The sequence below is a fragment of the Streptomyces sp. NPDC006711 genome (assembly GCF_042869775.1).
In the GTDB taxonomy this organism is placed as follows: domain Bacteria; phylum Actinomycetota; class Actinomycetes; order Streptomycetales; family Streptomycetaceae; genus Streptomyces.
Genome location: NZ_JBIAGO010000028.1, coordinates 46,785 through 70,528 on the forward strand (window position 1 = coordinate 46,785; position 23,744 = coordinate 70,528).

The following is a 23,744-nucleotide window of genomic DNA, read 5'->3' on the forward strand; positions in this document are numbered from 1 at the left end:
CTGCCGGCCAAGATGCTCGTAGGGCATGTGAGGAGGGAGCGGGAGCCCGGCGCGCGGTCAGCGGCCGCGCGTGTGCTCGGTGACGAAGGTGTAGCCCCGGGGCAGTTCCCAGCCGTCCGCCTTGCCGAGCGCCCGGCAGTGCTCCCGGAAGGCCGCGCGCTGGCCTTCGCTCGGCGCGCATCCGGGCCGCAGGCGGCGCAGGTGGCCGGAGACGACCTGAAGCGCGAGGAGGGCCGCGCCGTCCGGGTCGGGGTCCGTGCCGCCCCAGGGCCGTATCACCCGGCGTGGGACCGGCACGTAGGCGATCAGGGGGATGACGGGCTGCCGGTCGCGCGCCGGGAAGTGCGGCTGCCCCCAGGCGTCCCTGCTGCCGGTGGCCGGTTCGAGGACGCGTTCGGCGAGCAGTTCCGCGCAGGCGGCAGCCAGCGCCTCGGCCTGCGCTGGAGCCGGTGGACGCCCGTACGCGGCGCTCGGCAGCACCGACCGGTCCATCAGGGCATGGCCGTCCGGGGTCAGAAGCCCGCACCTGCGCACCGTGCGCATCACCAGCTCCCGGGGCCCGAGCCCGGCCGCGCTGTCCCCTCGGCGGTCGCTGCCGGGCGCGTCCTCCCGGGTCAGAACGCGAGGGTCGTAACAGTGTCCGCTCTCGCGGTCGCCGGCCCGCACCCGTTCCGGGAGCCGCGTCGTGGCGAGGTGGATCACGGCGCTGCCCCGGATGTGGCGCAGCTCAAGCACCAGGCCGGGGAAGAAGGCGGGGGGCCACACGACGCCGGTCAGCCGCCCCTCCTCCTCGCCGAGGCCGGCGACGACGTCCTGCGTGGCTTCCGCGTCCTCCAACTCCTCGCCCGCGTGGGTGAGTTCGAGGCGCACCGCTGGGCGCGCACCGTGGGAGCGGCGCAGGTCCTCGACGACGTACGGGTGCAGGGGGAGCCGGCCGCCGATGAGGTCGGCCAGGCGCAGCGGGGTGCGCCAGACGGTTCCGTACGCGTCGTGGCGCAGGAGCTCACCGGCGCCGAGCAGGGCGCCGTCGGCCAGGGGCAGGTCGACGGGGTCGAGCTCCATGTCCGGCGCGCTCCTGGGCGGCGCGGGCAGCGTGGACGCCCAGCCGCGTCCGGCCGGGGTCAGGGGGTCGCCCGGCGGATCCGCGTCGCCGGGGTGGTGGGAGCGCCATACGCCTCCGCCCTCGAAGGCGTCGTCGAGCGTGACCCGGGAGCCGCCGGCGAACAGGCCTTGGTCGCTGTCGCCCTGGACGACGTCGGCCAGCGCCACGTTCGCCCGGCACACGGCGGCGGCGTAGCCCACTCCCGTGAGCAGGTCCTTCGCCCCGGGGAACGCGCGGAGCCGGGGGCCGACCGCCGTGTACACGGTGACCGGCGCGGTGAGGCCGTAGCGCCGCCTGCCCGGGGTCGCCGCGTTCTCCACCGCCGCCGCCAGCGACCTGAGGTCGTCGCCGCCGAGCGGTCCGGTGTCCCGCCAGCAGGCGGCGAGTGAGGCCCGGTCCATGGCGTAGTGTCCCCAAGTCCGTAACTCGGCGCTGGAGTTGAGGACGCCGCGCACCGTGTCCAGGATCCCCAGCAGTCCCGCGCGCAGGTCGTCCTCGCGCCGGCTCGCCACCAGCGCGGCGAGGGACACCGGAACGTAGGGGCTGAGCAGTTGTTCCCGCGCGGTGGTCAAAAGATGGTGCGCGTAGGCCGACAGGTCGTCGCGCCGGGCCGCCGCCGGGGAGGGGTAGCAGACGTCGACGACGACGTGCCCGTCCTCATTGATCCAGCGCCGGCGCGAGCGCAGGCGGTGGAGCTGCGCCGGGGTCAGGCTCAGCGCCGGCCCGAAGGCGTGGAGATCGGGGACAAGGAGCTCGCGCCGCCGGGGCTCGGCCTCCTCCCCCGGTCTGCCCGGGCCCACCGCTCCCGCGGGCGCCCCCGACACCCAGGCCGGCGTGTCACCGAGGGCACCCGCCTGCGGGTGAGCGCCCTCGCGGTGGACGATCTCGGCGTACAGCGGGTCGGATCCGGTGGCGACGCACACCATCGCGCCGACCGGGAGGACGGGCGCTCGCTCGCCGAAGACAATGACGGGGAAGTCCTCGGGGCGCAGCGGGCTCGCGCCGTATCCATCGCCGCTGAGGTCGTACCCGAAGTACACGGCGTTGAAGGCGACGGTGGTGTGCACGGGCGCGGTCCTGGCCGCGACGACCGCCTCCAGGTAGCGCCGCAGCCGGTCCCGGTCCGGCCCGGGCACGGCGTCGTGGCCCCCGGTCATGGCCGGGGTCAGCAGGGCCCGTTCCCCGTAGGGATCCGGCACCGCCGTCTCGTCCTGTAAGCGCTCGTCCCGTGCACGCTCGTCCCGTGCGCGCTCGTTCTGTACGCGCTCGTCCCGTACGCGCTCGTCAACCGTTGTCGACCTCTGCGGGTCCCCGCCCATGACACCTCCGCCGCACCACGCCTCACCCCGGCCCGCCTGCGGTAATTCCCGCAGACTATGCCCGCGAGCGGGGTTCCTGTGGCACTTTCGGCACTTTGCGCGGACGGGCGGCGCGGGCCCGGGATCCGACGCCTCGCGGGCGCCGCGGCACCGCTTCGAGCCGTGCCCCTCGGTGGCCTTCGCGCGGACGTTCAGGCGCCCGTCAGCTCACCGGCCGCCGGCGCCGGGCGTAGGCGATGGTGAGGACGGCGACCAACGGGCCCCAGGCCAGCATGGGGGCGTAGCAGACGTCCATGATCAGGCCCGCTGTTCCCTGCGGGAAGTCGGGGTTGGCCAGCGGGCCGCCGGGCACCAGCGTGACCGCCGCGCACAGGGCCGCCGCCGCGACGGCGCCCAGCGCGGCGGGTACGATCACCGCCGGCGGCGGGATGCGGCGGCCCCCCAACCACGGTACCCAGCGCGGCACTTGCTCGCCCCAGGGCCGCACAAGACCGAGCGTGAGGCAGGCGGCCGCCTGCGAGAGCACCGACAGGATCAGCACGTAGACCATGATCGGGGTCCCCCGGTAGAGCGACCCGAGCCGTCCGGTGAACCCGACGTCCACGCCGAACCCGAGGGACAGGCGCCACACACACGAGGGCACGGTGCACAGCACGGTCGCCCGGGCCGCCCACACCGCCCATCGGGGTGCGGCGATCCGGGCGTCCCGCGCGGGCGGGGCGAAGTGACGCGACATCATGAACTCCCGGGCATGCGGCGCGGATCGACCTCTCCACGGTGTCACCGCCCGGCACGCGGTGGCGTCGTCCGCACGTCCGCGACCTCTCCCCCGCGCGGGCGGCCCGCCCTCCGCCTCCAGGAGGATCCGATCGGCTCGGCGGGGGATCAACCCCTACGACGGGAGCGTGACCCACCCCCTCCCGAGCCCCGCGTCCCGCCCGTGAAGCTGCTCGACGAAGTCCGCCAGCGCCACCGCGACGGCTCGCGGCGCCTCCAGAGGCAGGAGGTGACCGGCGCCGGGGACGGTGAGCAGGGTCGCGTGCGGGATGTGCGGCAGGAGGCACGCGCGCAGGACGCGTGATGGCTCGACCACGTCCCTCTCACCGGCCAGAACGGCCACCGGGACGGTGATGTCACGCACGGCGCGGGAGATGTCGCGCGCCATCCCGCGCAGCGGCCACTCCTGTCGGGCCTCGGGCCCTGCGGCGAGGCTGTCGCGTTCGGCGGCGGCCAGCATCGCCCCGGGCAGGGGCGTGGTGGTCAGGACGTTGTTCAGGGCGTGCCGCGCGGCTTCGGGCGAGTCGTAGGCGTGGGACAGATCGCGCCGGTACTCCTCGGTCACGGCGGCCGGGGGCTCGGGCGGCGCGGGCGCGAGCAGAAACAGGCCAGCGAGACCCAACGGACGCCGCGCAGCGAGGAGTTGGGCCACCTTGCCACCCATCGAGTGGCCGACGAGAACGTACGGACCCGGTACGCACTCCTCCACCACCCGCGCGAGGTCGTCGGCGAGCCGGTCGAGGTGGTAGGGCCCCGGCAGGGCGCGCGCGGTGCCCCAGCCGCGCTGGTCGAAGCGGACCGTGGCCTGCTCTGGCGGAAGGTGACCGATCACCTCGCTCCATGTGCCGGCGGAGCCGCCCCAATAGTGGACGCATACGAGCGCAGGGCCGGTACCGCCCTTGAGCCGTACCTCCAGAGCGCCGCCGGGCACCGTGACCCGCCTTGTCATTTCCTTCATCGTCGCGCCTTCCTTCCGGCTGCGTGAGACGGTCGACGTCTGCGGTCGCAGCCACGAACGGATACTCTGACCTGCCGCCAGGCACACAACTGACGGTAGGACAGGGCCTATTGGGCGGCTGGTGGAAAGAAGCGGGGAAGTTGTGGAAAGCGGACAGAAAGCGGTGCGTCAGCTGCGCTACTCGCCCGCCGTCGGTTCGCCCCACGGCGTGGAGGTCATGGACTTCGCGGCGCTGCGCTCCATGGACACCCGGCGCCGGCGCGTGCTGCCCCAACACCCCGACTTCCACGTCCTGGCCCTGATCGCCTCCGGCACCGGCGCCCACGAAGCGGACTTCCGCGCCTACCGGCTGAGGCCGGGCAGCGCCGTATGGATCCGGCCCGGCATGGTGCACCGCTGGAGCGACATCGACGCGTGCGAGGGCCCGCTCATCCTGTTCCGGCCGGGTTTCCTGCCCGGCCTCACCGCCGAGGAGGCCGGCGCCCCGGCGTGCCGCCACCTTGACCCACAGGGGCTGAGCCTGGCCCTGCTCGCGGCCGACCATCTGCGCCGCGAGTACGAGGCGGCCACAGCCACCCCGCTCCTGGCGTCCCCCGCGCTGCCGGCCCACCTGCTGGCCGCGCTGGTCCTGCGCGTGCTGGCGGGGCCGCCCGACCGGAACCGCGAGACGGCGGCGGACGACGGGTCCGGAAGTGGGGGCGCGGGAGGGGCCGCGAGCGGGTCCATCGCCGTGTTCCGCGCCTACCGGGCCGCAGTGGAGGCCCACTTCGGCGAGTGGCATCAGGTGGCCGACTACGCCCGGGCGCTCGGCTACGACGTGCGCACCCTCACTCGGGCGACCCGCGCGGCCACCGGCACGGGCGCCAAGGCCTTCCTCGACCAGCGCGTCCTGCTGGAAGCCAAAAGGCTGCTCGCCCACACCGATCTGCCGGTCACCGGCTGCGCCCGGCGCCTCGGATTCCGCGACGCCGCGAACTTCACCACCTTCTTCCGCCGCCAGGCCGCCACACCGCCGGCCGAGTGGCGCGCCGCGTACGACGCGCGGGGTGTCACGACGTCGGCCGGGAGCAGCGACTCATCGAGGGCGGACCGCACGGGGACCTCGACGCAGACGAACAGGCCCCGATCCGGATGGAATCGGGGCCTGTTCAACAGTAGCGGGGACAGGATTTGAACCTGCGACCTCTGGGTTATGAGCCCAGCGAGCTACCGAGCTGCTCCACCCCGCGTCGGTGAACCCAACCCTACGCCATCTCGGCACCCTCGAAGACCTCGCCCGCACCACGCACAGGACACACAGGCAAACCCACAAGTCGCTCCCCCGCCCACCCTCGCAACACGGCGAACCCGTCAGGCCGCCGGCCGCCCTCCTGGCCCTGTTGTCGCCCCGGCCAGGAGGGCGGCCCGCTGTCACGGGTGACGCGCGGGGATCAGGACGGGTCGCCGTACTGGAGGCCGCGGCCGTTGGTGCCGATGTAGACACGCCCGTAGGTGTCGGGGTCGCCGGTGATGACGCCCTGGCTGCCGATGGCGCCCCACTGGTGGGCCTGGTCGTTGACGCGGGTCCAGGTGGCGCCCTCGTCGGTGGAGCGGAAGACGCCGGTGACGCCCTTGACCGTGCCGATCAGGTACAGCGTCTGGTACGAGGCGCCCGGCGCCGCCTTGCCGAAACCGATCGCCGAGGCGGACGTCACCGAGGTGAGCCGGGTGAACGTGCCACCGCCGTCCGTGGAGTGGAACAGGCCCTTGCCGCCGCCCGCGATCCACAGGTCGCCGGCCCGGCCCGGCACGGCCTTGAGGCGGCCGTCGGCGGGCAGGCCGGTCGAGCGGGCGGTGAAGGTCGCCCCGCCGTCGGTGCCGGCGTAGAGAGTGCCGCCGGTCAGCGAGTAGAAGGTGCGGGCCGAGGAGCGGTCGGCGACGACCTCCGCCCCCGTGCCGAGCCCTCGCACCTTCGTCCAGGTCGCCCCGTTGTCCGTCGAGCGGTACGGGGACTGCCCGGCCTGGGTCCACACCAGCGTGGCGCCGTCCGCCGCGAGGGCGATGCGGCCGCTGTGGGCGCCGGCCACCGGTTCGGCGGCGAAGCCGTGCCAGGTGACGCCGCCGTCGGTGGAGTAGGCGCCGTCCTGCTGGCCGCCCGTACCGACCCGCGCCATCACCGACGGCTTCTGCTCGGCGTAGTCGATGTCGGTGCTGTTGCTCATCAGCGGGTTCTTCATCCGCCCGGGCGGCACCCGCGTCAGGTCGGTGTGGCGAAATCCGCCCTGGTCACCCATGGCGGTCAGGACGGTCGCGCCGCCGGGCGGAGCGATGGCGTCGAGGATCGCCGTCTCCTCGAGTCCCTGGGCCCCCACGGTCCAGTGGCTCGTCGGGGCGTCGGCGTCCTTGCTCCGCCAGATGCCGTTGCCGGTGCCGTACAGCACGTGCCCGGAGTCGAACGGGTCGATCGCGAGGGCCGTCATCCAGTGCCCGGTGCCGGTGCCGACGTACGGCGCGCCGGAGGCGTCCCGCACGGAACTGCCGGCGAGGGCCTTCCAGGTCGAACCGCCGTCCGTGGTGCGGTAGATCTCGTCCCCGGGGTACCAGCGGTCCAGCGTCGTGACCATCACCGTGGACGGCTTGCGCGGGTCGACGGCGAGCCCCGAGAAGCCGTACGAGCCGTGCGAGGGCGACACGTCCTTCCAACTCCCGCCGTTCGGCGCGTACTTCCACACCGAGCCGCCGGTGACGCCGTTGGGCCCGAGGTTGTCGGTGTACGTCAGATACAGCGTGCCGTCGCCCGTGACGACACCGTGCTGCGGCAGCCGGCCGGTCGGCTGCCCGGTGACCGCCTGCCAGGTGGCGCCGCCGTCGGCCGACCGGTAGAGGGACGTGGACTTGTCGGCGACACCGACGTACACGGCGCCGCTGCCCTTCGGCCCGTACGTCACGAACGAGATGCCGGCACCGCTGCTCGCCCCGTCCTTGACCGGGAAGGACTCGACCTGACGCCAGCTCGCACCGTGGTCGGTGGACCGCCACAGCCCGTTCTTGCGGGAGCCGAGAAGCAGGTTCGCGTTGTTCGACGGGTCGACGACGAGGCGTTCACCGGCGCCTCGGCCGTCCTCGTTGCCGCCTATTTTGAAGGGCAGTTCGGTGCGCTGGAAGGTGCGGCCGCGGTCGGTGGAGCGGAGGATCGCGCCGTTGCCCGCCCAGTCGTTGGTGTACGTGCCCGCGCCGAGGTAGAGGCGGTCGGGGTCGACGGGGTCGGTGGCGAGGGAGTCGATACCGAGCAGGTTCCAGTCCTTCTCGCCGAGCCAGTCGGTGAGCGGGATCCACTTCTCGGCGCGGGCGTCCCAGCGGTACGCGCCGCCCATGTCGGTGCGGGCGTACAGCAGGCCCTTCTCACGCTGGTTGAAGACGAGGCCCGGGACGTAACCGCCGCCGACGGTCCGCGCGTTCTTCCACGTGTACGGTGCCGCCGCGGACGGGGTGGCCTTCGCGGCCTGGGAGTCGTCCTGCATGAGGAGCAGGTACGGCACGGCTGCGGCGGGCACCGCGAGCAGCAGGGCGAGGGCGCCCCGGCGGCGACGGTGCAGGCCGCGCCGCCGGGAGCCCGTGCGGGTGAAGGAAGAGGTGTTCATAAGGGGGTGTGCTCCTTGCGGATGGCTGGCGGACAAGCGGCGGAGAGCGTTCGCGGGAACGGCTCAGCGCCGCAGGGTCAGCACCCCCGGCCGGTACGGCAGCGCGTCGTAAGGGGCGTCCGAACGCGGGTCCTTGCCCTGGTAGAGCAGCTGGAGGTTGCACGGGTCGACGGTCATGGTCTGGTCCGGACTGGAGCGGATCAGATCACCGTGGCTGATGTCGTTGGTCCAGGTCGCACCGCTGTTGGCCTTGCCCGCGAAGGGGTTGGACTCGGTGGCGGCCTGCGGGGTCCAGGTACCGTCCAAGCTGGTCGCCGTGAAGGAGCGGAAGTAGCGGTTCTCGTTGGTGCCGCGCGCCTCGACGATCATCAGGTACTGGTTCTGGCCCTGGACCTTGTAGACCTGTGGTGCCTCGAAGAGGTTCTTGACCGTGTCGCTCATGACCGTCGTGTACGACGAGCCGAAGTTGCCGGGGAAGTTCCCGATCGGCATGGACGCCCGGTAGATCTTGCCGTTGTCACCGGCGAAGAACAGGTACATGTTCTGGTCGTCGCCGATCAGCGTCTGGTCGATCGGACCGGTCCCGGAGCCGGGCAGGCTGCCGGTGAACAGGGGCCGTGGCGCGGACCAGTCGTTGGGGTCGGCCGGATCGGCGGAGGTGCGGTAGCTGAAGGGCGAGCCACCCCACTGGTAGGTGAGGACCCAGATCTTCTTCGGCGCGAAGTAGAAGAGGGTGGGCGCGACCGCGTTCTGGCTCATCCTTGTCTGCGTGGCCGTCCCCATGCCCGACCAGTCGGTGAAGGGGGCGAACGCCATGGAGCCGTAGGAGGTGCCCGTCGACATCGACCCGTAGACGAGGTGCTTGCCGTTGTACACGACGTGGGTGAAGTCCTTCAGCGAGGCCCCGCCGCCCGAGGGCTGCGCGAGGGGGCCGGTCGAGCTCCACTTGTACGTGGACGGCAGCGCGCACGCACCACCACCGGCCGGTCCTGAGGGGGCGGACCACTTCTGGTTGCCGACGCCCGCGCAGGTGTACAGCTGGATCTTGGTGCCGTTGGAGGTGCCCGCGCCGATCGCGTCGAGACACTTACCGGACCGCACTCCGCTGATCGAGCCGTCGGAGTTGATGTTCCACTGCTGGTTCGTGGCGGTGTCGCAGTCCGAGATGACCACCTCGGTGCCGTTCGTCGTGCCCTTCGCGTCCAGGCACTTGTCGCCGAACACCTTCAGCTGCTTGGCGGCGGTGTACGTCCAGCTCTGGCTGGACCGCCCGTCGCAGTCCCTCAGCTGTACCTGAGTGCCGTTGGCCGTCGAGGGGCCCGGAACGTCGACGCAGCGGCCCGCGGCCAGGCCCTTGATCTGGCCGGTACCGACGCCCGGGCCGGCCGGAGTCGTACCCGACCCGCCGCCGAACGCCTTCTTGACGGCGTCGTACGCGGGCTTCGCCCTGCCGGCCGCGTCGAAGAGCAGCGGCTTCGTGTCCGCGCGCCACGAGTCGCTGTCGCGGACGCCCCACACCGTGATGCCGGTGCAACGCTTCACCGCGAGGCAGGCGTTGACCGTACTCGCGTAGTGCGCGGGGGACGCCTGGGCGATGTCCAACTCGGTGATCTGTACGTCGACGCCGAGGGCCGCGAAGTTGGCGAGGGTCGTCTTGAAGCCGGCCGGCGGGCCGCCCGCCCCGAAGTGGCTCTGGAATCCGACGCAGTCGACGGGGACACCGCGTGCCTCGAAGTCCTTGACCAGGCGGTACACACCCTGGGTCTTGGCGGCCGACCAGTCCTCGATGTTGTAGTCGTTGTAGCAGAGCTTCGCGGCCGGGTCGGCCGCGCGGGCGGTGCGGAACGCCTCCTCGATGAAGCCGCCGCCGAGCACCCTCTTGAACACCGAGTCGCGCACCGCGCCGCCGGGGCCGTCCTCGAATGCCTCGTTGACGACGTCCCAGGCGTAGATCTTGCCCTTGTAGCGGCCGATCGTGGTCTTGATGTGGTTGTTCGTGACGTCGCGCAGCGTGCTCGGGTCGTTGATCGCCTTCACCCAGTCCGGCAGCTGCGAGTGCCATACCGTGGTGTGGCCGCGCAGCCGCTGGCCGTGCTCCAGGGCCCGGTTGACGATCCTGTCGGCAGCCGCGAACCGGAAGTCGCCGCGGGACGGCTCGACCGCGTCCCACTTCATCTCGTTCTCCGGGGTGATCATGTTGAACTCCCGGTCGGCGATCGACGTGTACGTCGGGTCACCCAGCCGCCCCGCGGCTATCGCGGTGCCGAAGTACCGGCCCGACGCGGACGCCTCGGTGTCCAGGCTCGCGGCCCCTGCGGAGTTGGGGAGCAAGGTCGCGGCACCGGCCACCAGCGCCGAGGCTGCCAGGGCGATCGTCAGCGTCCGGCGGGGCCGACGGAGCCGGTGCAGGCCCTTGCGGGGTTCGTCGGTGTGTCTGGTCATGGGGGGTGGCTTTCTTCAGGGGACAGATCAGCGGGGAACACCGGTGAAGCGGCGCCCCTGAAGAGGAGGCTGGGGAAGGTGGGGCGGCGTAACGAAAAATGCGCGCGCGGGCACAGTGACGACTCTCGCAACAGAAAACGTAATGCGGGCCGGGGTGCCGAAGTCAGCGGAGCCTGGCACTCACGTCTGCGGCGCCCGGACGAGGAAGGAGGCCTGGCCGGTGAAGGTACGCGTGCCGTTGGAGCCGTCGAGGCGGATCGATCCGTCGCGGGGCCGCAGGGCGGAGCCCGGGTAGTTGTGCGCGTACAGAGTCACCGATCCGTCGGCCGTCCCGGGGCGCGGGCAGAAGGTGGCGTCCTCCCGGAACAGCCGGCTGCCGTCGTCGGCGCTCAGACGCAGCCGCAGATAGTAGTGGCGCAGGTACCGGCCGTCAGCCGCCCGGAACGTGACACACCGGCTGTCCGCGAGCCCCTTGCTGACGGTGAAGGTGGCCGCAGCACTGCCGAGTGTCGCGAAGTCCCCGGCGTACGTGAGGAATTGGTCGGGCCGCTCCACGGACTCGAGGGACCGCAGGCCCAGCGGAACCACGGCCGGACCCGACGGCGACGGCGTGGCCGGCGGAGCCGGGGTGGCCGACGGGACCGGGGTGGCCGTACCGGCCGTCGGCGCGGCGACGGCACCGGGCACCCGGTGCTCCGGTTCCGGCCAGGCGACGTACGCGGCGGTCCCGGTGACGAGCACCACGCCCGTGGCGAGGGCCGCGATCGGATGGGCGGTCACCGCCTGGAGCTTGCCGAGCAGGGCGCCGCCCCCCGCCGTCGTGCCCGCGGCGCTCGCGGCCGCCGCCGTCACCGACGTACCCGACAGCAGGCCCTTCGCGATCAGCGCCCCGACGAGCGCCGCCGGCACGGCCAGCGGCGCGAGGTCGGCCAGGAGCAAGTCGGCCGGAACCCGCTCGTCCGCCGTCCCCGTACATGTCGCGCAGTCGCGTATGTGCCGGCCAATCCGCTTGCGCCACACGGAAGTTCGCGAACCGTCCCATCCTGAGACGGTCGCATCGAGCCCCGCACAGCGCGGTTCGGCCGCCAGGGCGGCGACGATCGTCCGGGTCAGGTCCAGTTGCTCGCGCATGCGGTGCAGGCGGACTCCGGTGTGGGCGACGCTGCTCCCCGTCGCGTCGGCGATGTCCTGGCGGCTGAGCAACCCGGCGCACTCCTGCCACCACAGCGAAAGGAGCACCCGGTGTTCCGCGTCGAGCCAACGACCTGCTTCGACCGCCTGACCGCGCTCGTCCGACATGCGCAGCCGCAGGATCGTCGCGTCCTCCAGCGGGGCGGTCCCGTCGGGTACCGGAAGTGCCTCGTCGAGGAGCGTGGTCCGGTCGGCGAGGACGCGCTGCCGCTGCCAGTACGTGTTGATCTGCCGGAGCGTGATCGACACCAGCCACGACCGGAAGCTCTCCGGGGACCGCAGCGCGGGCAGGTCGCGTACCGCGCGCAGCAGCGTCTCCTGAACGACGTCATCCACGTCGGCATGGCCGCTCAGCGCCCGTCCGACGATGTTGTACAGCAACGGCAGATATGCGGAGACGAGCTCATCGCGCGCCCGCTGGTCACCGCGCTGCGCCGCGACGACCAGCCGCACATGATCCGCGTCCATGAGCGCCGGTCCCATCTCTTCAGGTGAGTGATCTGCCGAGTACGGCGCCACACCCTAGCCGTGTGGACCACGACGTCACCCCCCAGGGGCGACACTCACGCGACGCGCGGGCCGATTAACCTTCTCAGCCTGGTCCAGGATCGTCACACACTCGGGCAAGGCCGTGGACGCCGACGTACGTTGCGGGGCGAACCGCTGGCGACGGTCCTGGACTTTCCGGATCCTCCCAGACTGACCCTGCCCCCGATCCAAGCGACTGCCAGTTGCTGGACTCATGCGCCACACCGGCCACGGTCCAGCCGCTCCACACAGCCATCACCGCCCACTACGGCGAGGACGACTTCGACAACCCCGCCGAGAACGTCCTGGCCTGGGCGGACGCCGCGGCGGGGACTGGGGCTGGGGGTGGGGCCGGCGGGTTCGCCTCCCGCAGCTTCCCCGGCGAACATTTCTTCCTCGTCCCGCAAGCGGCCGAGGTGGTCGGTGACATCAATCCCCTGGACTACTTATCACCCCTTCAGGAAACCGAGATATCCGAGTGATAAGCGTCTTCCTTAAAGTCTGCTGCGGAGACTTCCTCCGGCCTTTGAGTGAATTCGGTTTCATTGCAACAGGAGACGAAAGTGCTGAAGAAGAACTGCTACCGGGCGACCACACTGGCAGCCGCCGCGGTGCTTTCCGCCCTGGCTCTGCCCGGCACCGCCCAAGCCGCCACCGGGACCATCACGTACAGCGGCCACCGCTCGGGAACGATCACCAATCCCCAGGACGGCACCTGCATCAACCTCCCGCAGCAGGGCGACGACGTGTACCCCGCGGCCTGGATCACGAACAACACCAACAAGACGATTCAGGTCTACTACTACAGCGACTGCCGTACGGGAGACGGGGCCGCCGCCAAGGTGCTGAAGCCCGGCGAGCAGGCAGGACCGGGCGGGTGGTACCCGCTCGCCGGCTACTTCTCCGTGAAGGCAGTCTGAATCAGGCCACAGGGACCGGCTCCGTAAGAACCCGACTTCTCGCGGAGCGGGCCGTCCGCCTGTGACACGCACACGGTGCGTGTCACAGGCTTTTCTGTGTGATCGCCCTTTCCGCGACTCCTGTACGGCCGCCGTCACGGAGCGGTGCCCCGTGCCCGGCCGACAAGAGCCGACCGGGCCTCTCAAGCACTCCATGGACGTCAGTCGCTGAACCTCAACTGCTCTGTCAGCGCGTCGATTTCCTCCTGGCTCAGGTCGACCAGTCCGAGATCCGACGGCGTGTAACCTCCGGCGTCCGGCGTCTGCGCGTACTCCGCGATGGCCCCCAGCACCTGTGCCCAGGACGACGCGAGTTCCTGAATGTCGTCCTCGTCGAACAGCGCGGCCGGCCAGGTCCAAGTGGCGGTGAGCACCGGGCCGTCCGGCAGGTCCTGGGTCACCGCGTTGATCTCCAGCACGTGACTGAGCGGCATTTCCGGGTCACGGCCCAGTGGCCCGCGGACACCCGGCACGACCGCCCAGTCCGTGCCCGCCCCGGGGTGGACGGCCGGGAAGCGCCCCAGGTAGTTGAACCCGATCTGCGGCTGCTCGCGCCTCGCCAGTCCGGGCACGGTCTCCGGGTTGAGATGACGCAGCATGCCGTAGCCGATGCCGGCGTCCGGCAGGGCCCTGAGCTGTTCCTTGACCGCCTTCAGCGACGCGCCGAGCGCCGGCCCCACCGGGTACGGCAGACCCTCGTCGACCGGGCCGGGATCGAGACTGACCGGGAAGAGCGTGGTGAACCAGCCAACCGTGCGGTGCAGGTCCAGGCCCTCCCCCAGGTGCTCCCTGCCGTGGCCCTCAAGGTCGATCAGGACCTGGGTACCGGCAATCCCCCGTCGGCGCCGCCACCGCACCACCGTGAGCGCGAGCGCGGTGAGGAGCACATCATTCACACCGGTGTGGAACGACGCCGGCACCACGGTCAGCAGGGTCTCGGCAAGACTGCCCGGCAGTCGCGATTCCAGCGACCTGGCCGTGCCCGCGAGGTCCCGGCCGGGGTCGAAACGCCGCTTGCCCAACTGGGGGTCGGGGGTGTCCAGTACGGCGGCCCACAACGGGAGTTCCGCCACCCTTCCCGGTTCACGGGCCGCCGTGGCGAGTGCCCGCGTCCAACGGCCGAACGACGTCGGCACCGGGGCGAGCCGTGGCTCTGCTTCTCCTGCCGCACCTTCCCAGGCAGCGGCCAGGTCAGGCAGCAGCACCCGCCACGAAACTCCGTCGACCGCCAGGTGGTGAATGACGAGCAGCAGCATGCCGGGATGGTCGGCACCCGCGTCGAACCATACGAACTGCGCCATCACACCGGCCGCGGGCGCGAGCCGACCGCGAGCCGCCTCGCCTTCCACGGCCACGAGCCGCTCGACGTCGGACGGACCCGCTCCGCACACGTCGACCCGGGTCAGGACCGACGCAGCCGTCACCGTCCCCCTGGGCGGGACGTGGAAGCGCCACGGCGCGTCGCCCCCTTCTCCCGCGGCGACCAGTCGCATGCGCAGGACGTCGTGTCTGTCCAGGAGCGCCTGGAGCGCGGCCGTGAGCCGCTTGGCTCCCGCTCCGGCCGGCACCTGGACCGTCATGGACTGGTTGAACCCCTGGTACGGGCCGCCCAGTTCACGGAGCCAGTGAACGATCGGAGTCGCCGCCAGGTCTCCGCCGGCCTCCTCGTCGTCGGCCTCCTCGTCGCCGGTCGCCTCGGAGTGCGGCTGGGCGACAGCGGCGAGAGCGGCGGGGGTCTGGTACGCGAAGACGTCCCGCGGAGCGAAGTCCAGTCCCGCGGAGCGCGCACGGCTCACCAATTGGATGGCCAGAATGCTGTCGCCGCCGATTTCGAAGAAGGTGTCGTCGGGGCCGACGTGGTCGAGTCCGAGGGTCTGGGCGAAGAGAGCGCAGAGCACTTCCTCCTGCGGGGTGCGCGGGAGCCGCTTCCCACCGGGCGCCTGGGGATCGGTGGCCGGGGCGGGGAGTGCCTTGTGGTCGATCTTCCCGTTCGGCGTCAACGGCACAGTGTCCAGGGCCACGAAGTGGGACGGCACCATGTAGTCCGGCAGCCGGGCAGCCACCCCCGCACGCAGCCCCGCCGGATCCCAACCGGAACCCTCCGGCACCACATAGGCCACCAGCCGCCTGTCCCCCGGAACATCCTCACGGACCACCACCGTGACCTGACCCACCCCCGCCAACGACCCAAGAACCGACTCCACCTCCCCCAACTCGATCCGGAACCCCCGGACCTTCACCTGACCATCCACCCGCCCCACGAACTCCAACTGCCCATCCCCACGCCACCGCACCAGATCACCCGTCCGATACAACCGCCCCCCACCCGACCCGAACGGATCCGCCACAAACCGCTCCGCCGTCAACCCAGCACGCCCCACATACCCACGCGCCAACCCCACACCCGCCAGATACAACTCACCCACCACACCCACCGGAACCGGCACCAAACCCCGATCCAGCACATACACACGCGTGTTGGGCAACGACGAACCGATCGGCGCCACCCCCGCCCCCGACAACGGCGCACTCATCGTCGCGCACACCGTCGCCTCCGTAGGCCCATACGCGTTCACCATCAACCGCCCCGCCGACCAACGCTCGGCCACCCCCGGCGGACACGCCTCACCAGCCACCACCAACGTCAACCCCGACGGCACCCCCTCCACCGGCAAAACCGCCAGCGCCGCAGGAGGCAACGTCACATGCGTCACCCCGAAACCGGTGAGCAGATCCGCCAGAGGCTCCCCCGGCAACAGCCGCTCCTGCTCCACAACCACCAGCCGCGCCCCGGCCGAAAACGTCAAAAACACATCCCACAACGCCGCGTCGAAACCGGGGGACGCGAACTGCAACACCCTGCTCTCCGAAACAATCCCCAGCCGCTCCACCGCACCAGCAGCAAGGTTCGCAATACCCGAATGAGACACCACCACCCCCTTCGGCAACCCCGACGAACCCGACGTATAAATCACATACGCCGCACCACCCAGACCCAGCGAAGAAATCCGCTCACCATCACTGAGATCCCCATCCGAGAACCGGCACAACTCCTCACCAAATCCCGGAGAATCCAGCAGCACCCGAGAGGACACAGCCGAAGAAAACCCCGCCGCCACCTCCGACCGGCTCACCAGACAGACCGGACCCGCATCACCCAGCACATACTCCACACGCGCCGCCGGCTGATCCAGACTCACCGGCAGATACACACCACCCGCCTTCATCACCGCCAACAACGCCACCACCAACTCCACCGACCGAGGCAACGCCACCGCCACCACCCGCTCCGGCCCCACCCCCAACCACACCAAATACCGCGCCAGCCGGTTCGCCCGCGCATTCAACTCCGCATAACTCACCTCCACCCCACCACAAACCACCGCCACAGCACCAGGAGTCCGCCCCACCTGCCGCTCGAACAACACCGGGAACGGCGCCGCCTCCACCCACGCCGACCCACCACTCCACTCCTCCACCTGCGCCCGCTCCGCACCGGAAAGCAACTCCAACCGGCTCACCGGAACCCCCGGAGACGCCACCGCCCCACGCAACAACCGCACGAACCGCGCCGCCAGACCCTCCACCGTCGAACGCTCGAAAAGATCCACCGCGAACGACAACTCACCCACCAACCCACCCGGCAAACCACCAACCCCACGACACTCCCGCAGACTGAACGCCAAATCGAACTTGGCCGCCCCGAGGTCGACACCTCCAAGGCTCGCGGTCAGGTTCGGCAGCACGACGTCGTCGGTCACCTCGCTCTGCAAGGTCAACGCGACCTGGAAGAGGGGGTGGTGTGCCAGCGACCGGGTCGGGTTGACCGATTCCACCAGCTGCTCGAACGGCACGTCCTGATGAGCGAAAGCCGCCAGATCCGTCTCCCGGACCCGCTCCACCAACTCCAGAAAACCCGGATCCCCCGACGTGTCCGTCCGCAACACCAACGTATTGACGAAGAAGCCCACCAAATCATCCAGCACCTCGTCCGAACGACCCGCCACCACCGTTCCGACCGGCACATCCGTACCCGCACCAAGCCGCGTCAACAACGCCGCCAAACCCGCCTGCAACACCATGAACAACGTCGCCCCGGCACCCCGCGCCAAACCCATCAACTCACCATGCAACCCAGCATCCACCCGGAACTCGACACGCCCACCCACATGACTCGCCACCGCCGGACGAACCCGGTCAAGAGGCAGATCCAGAAGCTCCGGCAGCAGCGCCAGACGCTCTCGCCAGTACGCCGTCTGCCGCGACAGCACGCTGTCCGGGTCCTCCTCGGAGCCCAGGACCTCCCGCTGCCACAGGGCGAAGTCCGCGTACTGCAACGGCAGTTCGTCCCAGTCCGGACCCGAACCGTCCGACCTCGCCCCGTACGCCCGCCACAGATCCGCCAGCAACGGCCCTGTCGACCACCCGTCCGTCACCACGTGATGCATCAGCACCAACAACGCGTGCCGGTCCGCATCCACACGGAACAACGTCACCCGCACCGGGACCTCGGCACCCAGCACGAACGCGTGGCGCGCCGCCGCACGCAACGCCTCGTCCAGGTCCTCGGAGGCGACCTCCACCACATCGAACGGCGAAACCCCCTCGGCCGCCGGCCGCACCACCTGCCGAGGCACCCCGCCCACCGCGGGAAACACCGTCCGCAGACTCTCGTGCCGGCCCACCACGTCACCCCACGCCAACCTCAGCGCAGGCACATCCAACGCTCCCTCCAAGTGGCAGACCAACGGCACGTTGTACGTCGCGCTCGGACCCTCCACCTCACCCAGCACCCACAACCGCTGCTGCGCGTACGAAAGGGGAACGATGTCCGGGCGCACCCTACGGGAGGGGGCGTGACGTGCCCGTTCCGCTTGCTGGACCGCAGTCGAGAGCTCCGCGACCGTGGGGTTCTCGAACACCGCACGGATCGGTAGTTCCACTCCGAACGCGGTGCGGATCCGGCTGATGAGACGAGCGACCAGAAGTGAGTGACCGCCGATGTCGAAGAAGGTGTCGTCGGGGCCGACGTGGTCGAGTCCGAGGGTCTGGGCGAAGAGAGCGCAGAGCACTTCCTCCTGCGGGGTGCGCGGGAGCCGCTTCCCACCGGGCGCCTGGGGATCGGTGGCCGGGGCGGGGAGTGCCTTGTGGTCGATCTTCCCGTTCGGTGTCAACGGCACAGTGTCCAGGGCCACGAAATGGGACGGCACCATGTAGTCCGGCAGCCGGGCAGCCACCCCCGCACGCAGCCCCGCCGGATCCCAACCGGAACCCTCCGGCACCACATAAGCCACCAGCCGCCTGTCCCCCGGAACATCCTCACGGACCACCACCGTGACCTGACCCACCCCCGCCAACGACCCAAGAACCGACTCCACCTCCCCCAACTCGATCCGGAACCCCCGGACCTTCACCTGACCATCCACCCGCCCCACGAACTCCAACTGCCCATCCCCACGCCACCGCACCAGATCACCCGTCCGATACAACCGCCCCCCACCCGACCCGAACGGATCCGCCACAAACCGCTCCGCCGTCAACCCAGCACGCCCCACATACCCACGCGCCAACCCCACACCCGCCAGATACAACTCACCCACCACACCCACCGGAACCGGAACCAAACCCCGATCCAGCACATACACACGCGTGTTGGGCAACGCCGAACCGATCGGCGCCACCCCCGCCCCCGACAACGGCGCACTCATCGTCGCGCACACCGTCGCCTCCGTAGGCCCATACGCGTTCACCATCAGCCGCCCCGCCGACCAACGCTCGGCCACCCCCGGCGGACACGCCTCACCAGCCACCACCAACGTCAACCCCGACGGCACCCCCTCCACCGGCAAAACCGCCAGCGCCGCAGGAGGCAACGTCACATGCGTCACCCCGAAAGCCGTGAGCAGATCCGCCAGAGGCTCCCCCGGCAACAGCCGCTCCTGCTCCACAACCACCAGCCGCGCCCCGGCCGAAAACGTCAAAAAGACATCCCACAGCGCCGCGTCGAAACCGGGGGACGCGAACTGCAACACCCTGCTCTCCGAAACAATCCCCAGCCGCTCCACCGCACCCGCAGCAAGGTTCGCAATACCCGAATGAGACACCACCACCCCCTTCGGCAACCCCGACGAACCCGACGTATAAATCACATACGCCGCACCACCCAGACCCAGCGAAGAAATCCGCTCACCATCACTGAGATCCCCATCCGAGAACCGGCACAACTCCTCACCAAATCCCGGAGAATCCAGCAGCACCCGAGAGGACACAGCCGAAGAAAACCCCGCCGCCACATCCGACCGGCTCACCAGACAGACCGGACCCGCATCACCCAGCACATACTCCACACGCGCCGCCGGCTGATCCAGACTCACCGGCAGATACACACCACCCGCCTTCATCACCGCCAACAACGCCACCACCAAATCCACCGACCGAGGCAACGCCACCGCCACCACCCGCTCCGGCCCCACCCCCAACCACACCAAATACCGCGCCAGCCGGTTCGCCCGCGCATTCAACTCCGCATAACTGATCTCCACCCCACCACAAACCACCGCCACCGCACCAGGAGACCGCCCCACCTGCCGCTCGAACAACACCGGGAACGACACCGCCTCCACCCACGCCGACCCACCACTCCACTCCTCCACCTGCGCCCGCTCCGCACCGGAAAGCAACTCCAACCGGCTCACCGGAACCCCCGGAGACGCCACCGCCCCACGCAACAACCGCACGAACCGCGCCGCCAGACCCTCCACCGTCGAACGCTCGAAAAGATCCACCGCGAACGACAACTCACCCACCAACCCACCCGGCAAACCACCAACCCCACCACACTCCCGCAAACTCAACGCCAAATCGAACTTGGCCGCCCCGGAACTCATATTCTCGGCCGTAGCCCGGCCGCCCGGGAGAACGAAGTCACTCTCGGGGCTGTTCTGCAGCACCAGCAGGACCTGGAAGAGGGGATGGTGTGCCAGCGACCGGGTCGGGTTGACCGATTCCACCAGCTGCTCGAACGGCACATCCTGATGAGCGAAAGCCGCCAGATCCGTCTCCCGGACCCGCTCCACCAACTCCAGAAAACCCGGATCCCCCGACGTGTCCGTCCGCAACACCAACGTATTGACGAAGAAGCCCACCAAATCATCCAGCACCTCGTCCGAACGACCCGCCACCACCGTTCCGACCGGCACATCCGTACCCGCACCAAGCCGCGTCAACAACGCCGCCAAACCCGCCTGCAACACCATGAACAACGTCGCCCCGGCACCCCGTGCCAAACCCATCAACTCACCATGCAACCCAGCATCCACCCGGAACTCGACACGCCCACCCACATGACTCGCCACCGCCGGACGAACCCGGTCAAGAGGCAGATCCAGGAGCTCCGGCATTCCGTGCAACTGTTCAGCCCAGAAGGCGAGTTGCCGTTCAGCCAGTCCCGCCGGATCCCCCGGCTCGCCGGTGCCCTCCAGCAACTCCCGCTGCCATACCGCGTAGTCCGCGTACTGCACCGGCAGTTCATCCCAGTCGGGGGCGGAACCCGCCGTCCGGGAGCGATAGGCATCAGACAGATCCCGCAACAGCGGGGAAAGAGACCATCCGTCCGCCACGATGTGATGCATCAGCACCAACAACGCGTGCCGGTCAGCCCCGCTCCTGAACAGCGTGACCCGTACAGGGAGTTCGGTGCCCAGCGCGAACGCGTGCCGCGCCGCGGCCCTCAGTGCCGAGTCCAGCTCCCCCTCCGCGACCTCCACCTCTTCGAACGGCGAAACCCCCTCGTCCGCTCCCAGTATCCGCTGCCACGGAACCCCTTCGACCTCGGGAAACACCGTCCGCAGACTCTCGTGCCGGCCCACCACGTCACCCCACGCCAACCTCAGCGCAGGCACATCCAACGACCCCTCCAAGTGGCAGACCAACGGCACGTTGTACGTCGCACTGGGCCCTTCGAGTCGGTGAAGGAACCACAGTCGGCTCTGCGCGTAGGAAAGCGGAATCATGTTGTTCACGTGACCTTTCGCAAGGGGCGGATGAGCGGCCGCGCCTTTTCGGCGGTTTCGAGCGTGGGTGCAAGGGCGTGCACGGTGGGGTTCTGAAAGAGGGTGCGCAGAGTGACTTCCAGCCCCAGAGAGGAACGAATGCGGCTGATCAGACGCGTCGCCAGAAGGGAGTGACCGCCGAGGTCGAAGAAGTCGTCGTCGATGCCGACCCGGTCGGCCCCGAGTAGCTGCGCGAACAGCTCGCACAGAGCGGCCTCTTGAGGCGTCGAAGGGGCAGCGTGGGGCGCCTGGGGATCGGTGGCCGGGGCGGGGAGTGCCTTGTGGTCGATCTTCCCGTTCGGTGTCAACGGCACAGTGTCCAGGGCCACGAAATGGGACGGCACCATGTAATCCGGCAGCCGGGCAGCCACCCCCGCACGCAGCCCCGCCGGATCCCAGCCAGAACCCTCCGGCACCACATAAGCCACCAGCCGCCTGTCCCCCGGAACATCCTCACGGACCACCACCGTGACCTGACCCACCCCCGCCAACGACCCAAGAACCGACTCGACCTCCCCCAACTCGATCCGGAACCCCCGGACCTTCACCTGACCATCCACCCGCCCCACGAACTCCAACTGCCCATCCCCACGCCACCGCACCAGATCACCCGTCCGATACAACCGCCCCCCACCCGACCCGAACGGATCCGCCACAAACCGCTCCGCCGTCAACCCAGCACGCCCCACATACCCACGCGCCAACCCCACACCCGCCAGATACAACTCACCCACCACACCCACCGGAACCGGAACCAAACCCCGATCCAGCACATACACACCGGTGTGGTCCATGGGGACGCCTATCGGGGGCCGCCCCTGGTGCGTGTAGGGCGTGGGCAGACGGCTGAAGGTCGCGAAGGTGGTCCCTTCGGTGGGTCCGTAGGCATGGGTGACGACGATGTCGGGGTACTTCTCGGTGACCATGCGCATCGCGGTGGGGGAGGCGGACTCACCGCCTGTCCACACCTCCCGCAGCGGTGCCAGGGGAGCGCCCGGGTCGTCGGCCAGCAGATTGAACAGGGCGGTGGTGAAGAAAGCCGCGGTGACCTCCGCGTCGTTCAGCAACTCACCCAGCACCACCAGGTCGAGCTGACCCGGCGGAGCTATCACGACCTGGCCGCCACGCAGCAGAGGGACCCAGATCTCGTATGCGGAGGCGTCGAAGGCCAAGGGCGAGTGGTGCAGCACCCGGTCGTGGGCCCCGGTGTCGAAGGCCGTGTCCGCGGCCAGTGCGACGAGGCCGCGGTGTGTGATCGCGACACCCTTGGGCATTCCGGTGGAACCGGAGGTGAACATCACGCAGGCCAGCCCTTCGCCGCCGGAGTTCACCACCGGTTCGGCGTCCTCCGCCGGATCCCCCATCGCCTGGAGCGCGGCCGGATCGGAGAGGACCGAGAGGCCCGAGCCGGAGAGGGCTGAGAGGCAATCCTCTCCCAGGGCGTCAGGCCGGACACCGTCCGTCAGTGCGACCCGGGCCGCGCTCTCCCGCAGGATCTCCGTGGTGCGGGCAGCGGGCTGGCGAGGGTCCAGCGGTACGTAGGCGGCGCCCGCCTTGAGGGTGGCGAGCATCGCCACCACCGCGTCGACGCCGCGGTCCAGGAGCAGCGCCACCCGGCTCTCAGAGCCCACTCCGGCGGCGATCAGCCGGTGCGCGAGCCGGTTCGCCCGTACGTCGAGCTCCTGGTACGTCACGAACTGATCGCCGGAACGCAGCGCCGGGGCATGCGGCGTGTCCGCGACCCGGGCCCGGAAGACCTCGGGCACCGTCCGGGCCTGCGAGGGGCCCCGTCGCGGCGTCACGGGCCGCGGCGCGGGGCTCAGGCCCTCGTCCGGAGTCAGGCGCAGGCGTCCCACCGGGCTGTCCGGCTGTCGCAGCACCGTTTCGAGCACATGCACCAGCCCATCGGCGATACGCCGCGCGGTGTCCCGGTCGAAGACGTCCGTCGCGTAGACCAGCGAGCCCGCGACGCCGCCCGCACTCAACTCCGTGAGGTTGAAGGTCAGTTCGAACTTCGCGCTCTCGTCGGTGACCGTCGGCATCGTGACCTGGAGGCCGGGGAAGTCCAGAGCGATCGGTTCGTAGCTTTGGAGGGTGAGTGCGATTTGGGTGAAGGGGGTGTGGGAGAGGGTGCGGTGGGGGTTGAGGGCTTCGATGACGTGGTCGAGGGGGAGGTCTTGGTGGGCGTAGGCGGCGAGGTCGGTTTCGCGGACGCGGGCGAGGAGTTCTCCGAAGGTGGGGTCGCCGGTGAGGTCGGTGCGCAGGATGAGGGTGTTGACGAAGAAGCCGATGAGGGGTTCGAGTGCTTCGTCGGTGCGTCCGGCCTGGACGGTGGCGATGGGCAGGTCGTTTCCGGCGCCGAGGTGGCGGAGCAGGACGGCGGTCGCGGCGTGCAGGACCATGAAGAGGGTGACGTCGTGGTCGCGGGCCAGGGTGCGGAGTTGGTGGTGCAGGGCGGGGCTGAGGCTGAGGGGGGTGGTGGCGCCGTGGTGGCGGGCGATGGCGGGGCGGGGGCGGTCGAGGGGGAGGTCGAGGACTTGGGGGGCGCCGGTGAGCTGCGTGGTCCAGTAGGCGCGCTGGCGGGCCAGGACGCTGTCCGGGTCGTGGGGGTCGCCCAGGACGGCGGTCTGCCACAGGGTGTAGTCGGCGTACTGCACGGCCAGAGGTTCCTGCGGGGGCGGCGGGTTGTGCTGTGGCCGGGAATCGTGGTGCGGGGGTGGGGTGGTGGCCTGGGTGCGGGTGCGGTAGGCGGCGGAGAGGTCCCGGGCCAGCGGTGTCATGGACCATCCGTCGCTGG

The 23,744-nt window shown here is 70.2% G+C and carries 10 protein-coding genes and 1 tRNA gene; 2 read left to right on the top strand and 9 right to left on the bottom strand.

Annotated elements, in window-relative coordinates:
• Positions 1 to 57: 57 nt before the first annotated feature.
• The 3 genes from ACFYM2_RS32940 to ACFYM2_RS32950 all read right to left on the bottom strand — a co-directional run bounded on the left by ACFYM2_RS32940 (position 58) and on the right by ACFYM2_RS32950 (position 4,147).
• Entirely contained in the window at positions 58 to 2,421 is a 2,364-nt protein-coding gene (locus tag ACFYM2_RS32940; RefSeq protein ID WP_388841288.1) for a hypothetical protein, read from the bottom strand.
• A 202-nt stretch (positions 2,422 to 2,623) separates the two neighbouring features.
• Positions 2,624 to 3,157 (bottom strand): hypothetical protein, encoded by a 534-nt coding sequence (locus ACFYM2_RS32945; RefSeq protein WP_388841291.1) that lies wholly within the window; start codon positions 3,155 to 3,157, stop codon positions 2,624 to 2,626.
• A gap of 156 nt (positions 3,158 to 3,313) precedes the next feature.
• The gene (locus ACFYM2_RS32950) at positions 3,314 to 4,147 is read right to left on the bottom strand and encodes an alpha/beta fold hydrolase (protein WP_388841309.1); all 834 of its coding nucleotides are present in this window, start codon (positions 4,145 to 4,147) and stop codon (positions 3,314 to 3,316) included.
• A gap of 151 nt (positions 4,148 to 4,298) precedes the next feature.
• On the opposite strand from ACFYM2_RS32950, the gene ACFYM2_RS32955 reads away from it, so the two are divergent.
• Complete coding sequence (locus ACFYM2_RS32955) at positions 4,299 to 5,330, top strand: helix-turn-helix domain-containing protein (RefSeq protein ID WP_388841294.1); 1,032 nt, start codon at positions 4,299 to 4,301, stop codon at positions 5,328 to 5,330.
• On the opposite strand, the gene ACFYM2_RS32960 is transcribed toward ACFYM2_RS32955, so the two are convergent.
• From ACFYM2_RS32960 to ACFYM2_RS32975, 4 genes are all read right to left on the bottom strand, one after another.
• A tRNA-Met gene (locus tag ACFYM2_RS32960) sits at positions 5,312 to 5,385 on the bottom strand. The two genes, ACFYM2_RS32955 and ACFYM2_RS32960, sit on opposite strands and share 19 nt — an antisense overlap.
• Positions 5,386 to 5,586: 201 nt before the next feature.
• A complete protein-coding gene (locus ACFYM2_RS32965; RefSeq protein WP_388841297.1) occupies positions 5,587 to 7,776 on the bottom strand; it encodes a WD40/YVTN/BNR-like repeat-containing protein in 2,190 nt (729 codons plus the stop codon).
• A 63-nt stretch (positions 7,777 to 7,839) separates the two neighbouring features.
• A complete protein-coding gene (locus ACFYM2_RS32970; RefSeq protein WP_388841300.1) occupies positions 7,840 to 10,218 on the bottom strand; it encodes a non-reducing end alpha-L-arabinofuranosidase family hydrolase in 2,379 nt (792 codons plus the stop codon).
• 180 nt (positions 10,219 to 10,398) lie between these two features.
• The gene (locus ACFYM2_RS32975) at positions 10,399 to 11,877 is read right to left on the bottom strand and encodes a sigma-70 family RNA polymerase sigma factor (protein WP_388841303.1); all 1,479 of its coding nucleotides are present in this window, start codon (positions 11,875 to 11,877) and stop codon (positions 10,399 to 10,401) included.
• A gap of 623 nt (positions 11,878 to 12,500) precedes the next feature.
• On the opposite strand from ACFYM2_RS32975, the gene ACFYM2_RS32980 reads away from it, so the two are divergent.
• Positions 12,501 to 12,857, top strand: coding sequence for a hypothetical protein (locus tag ACFYM2_RS32980; RefSeq protein WP_359002906.1), 357 nt, complete (start codon positions 12,501 to 12,503; stop codon positions 12,855 to 12,857).
• A 200-nt stretch (positions 12,858 to 13,057) separates the two neighbouring features.
• Here the strand turns inward: ACFYM2_RS32980 and ACFYM2_RS32985 are convergent, their stop codons facing one another.
• Together ACFYM2_RS32985 and ACFYM2_RS32990 are read right to left on the bottom strand one after the other, a co-directional pair.
• Entirely contained in the window at positions 13,058 to 20,908 is a 7,851-nt protein-coding gene (locus ACFYM2_RS32985) for an amino acid adenylation domain-containing protein (protein ID WP_388841312.1), read from the bottom strand.
• A 5-nt stretch (positions 20,909 to 20,913) separates the two neighbouring features.
• Positions 20,914 to 23,744: amino acid adenylation domain-containing protein (locus tag ACFYM2_RS32990; RefSeq protein WP_388841306.1), on the bottom strand; the 2,831-nt coding region annotated here is incomplete at its 5' end.

Bases quoted from the DNA above. Each gene is read 5' to 3' on its own strand.
- ACFYM2_RS32940 (WP_388841288.1), bottom strand. From the start codon at position 2,421: ATGGGCGGGGACCCGCAGAGGTCGACAACGGTTGACGAGCGCGTACGG.
- ACFYM2_RS32945 (WP_388841291.1), bottom strand. From the start codon at position 3,157: ATGTCGCGTCACTTCGCCCCGCCCGCGCGGGACGCCCGGATCGCCGCA.
- ACFYM2_RS32950 (WP_388841309.1), bottom strand. From the start codon at position 4,147: ATGACAAGGCGGGTCACGGTGCCCGGCGGCGCTCTGGAGGTACGGCTC.
- ACFYM2_RS32965 (WP_388841297.1), bottom strand. From the start codon at position 7,776: ATGAACACCTCTTCCTTCACCCGCACGGGCTCCCGGCGGCGCGGCCTG.
- ACFYM2_RS32970 (WP_388841300.1), bottom strand. From the start codon at position 10,218: ATGACCAGACACACCGACGAACCCCGCAAGGGCCTGCACCGGCTCCGT.
- ACFYM2_RS32975 (WP_388841303.1), bottom strand. From the start codon at position 11,877: ATGGACGCGGATCATGTGCGGCTGGTCGTCGCGGCGCAGCGCGGTGAC.
- ACFYM2_RS32985 (WP_388841312.1), bottom strand. From the start codon at position 20,908: ATGATTCCGCTTTCCTACGCGCAGAGCCGACTGTGGTTCCTTCACCGA.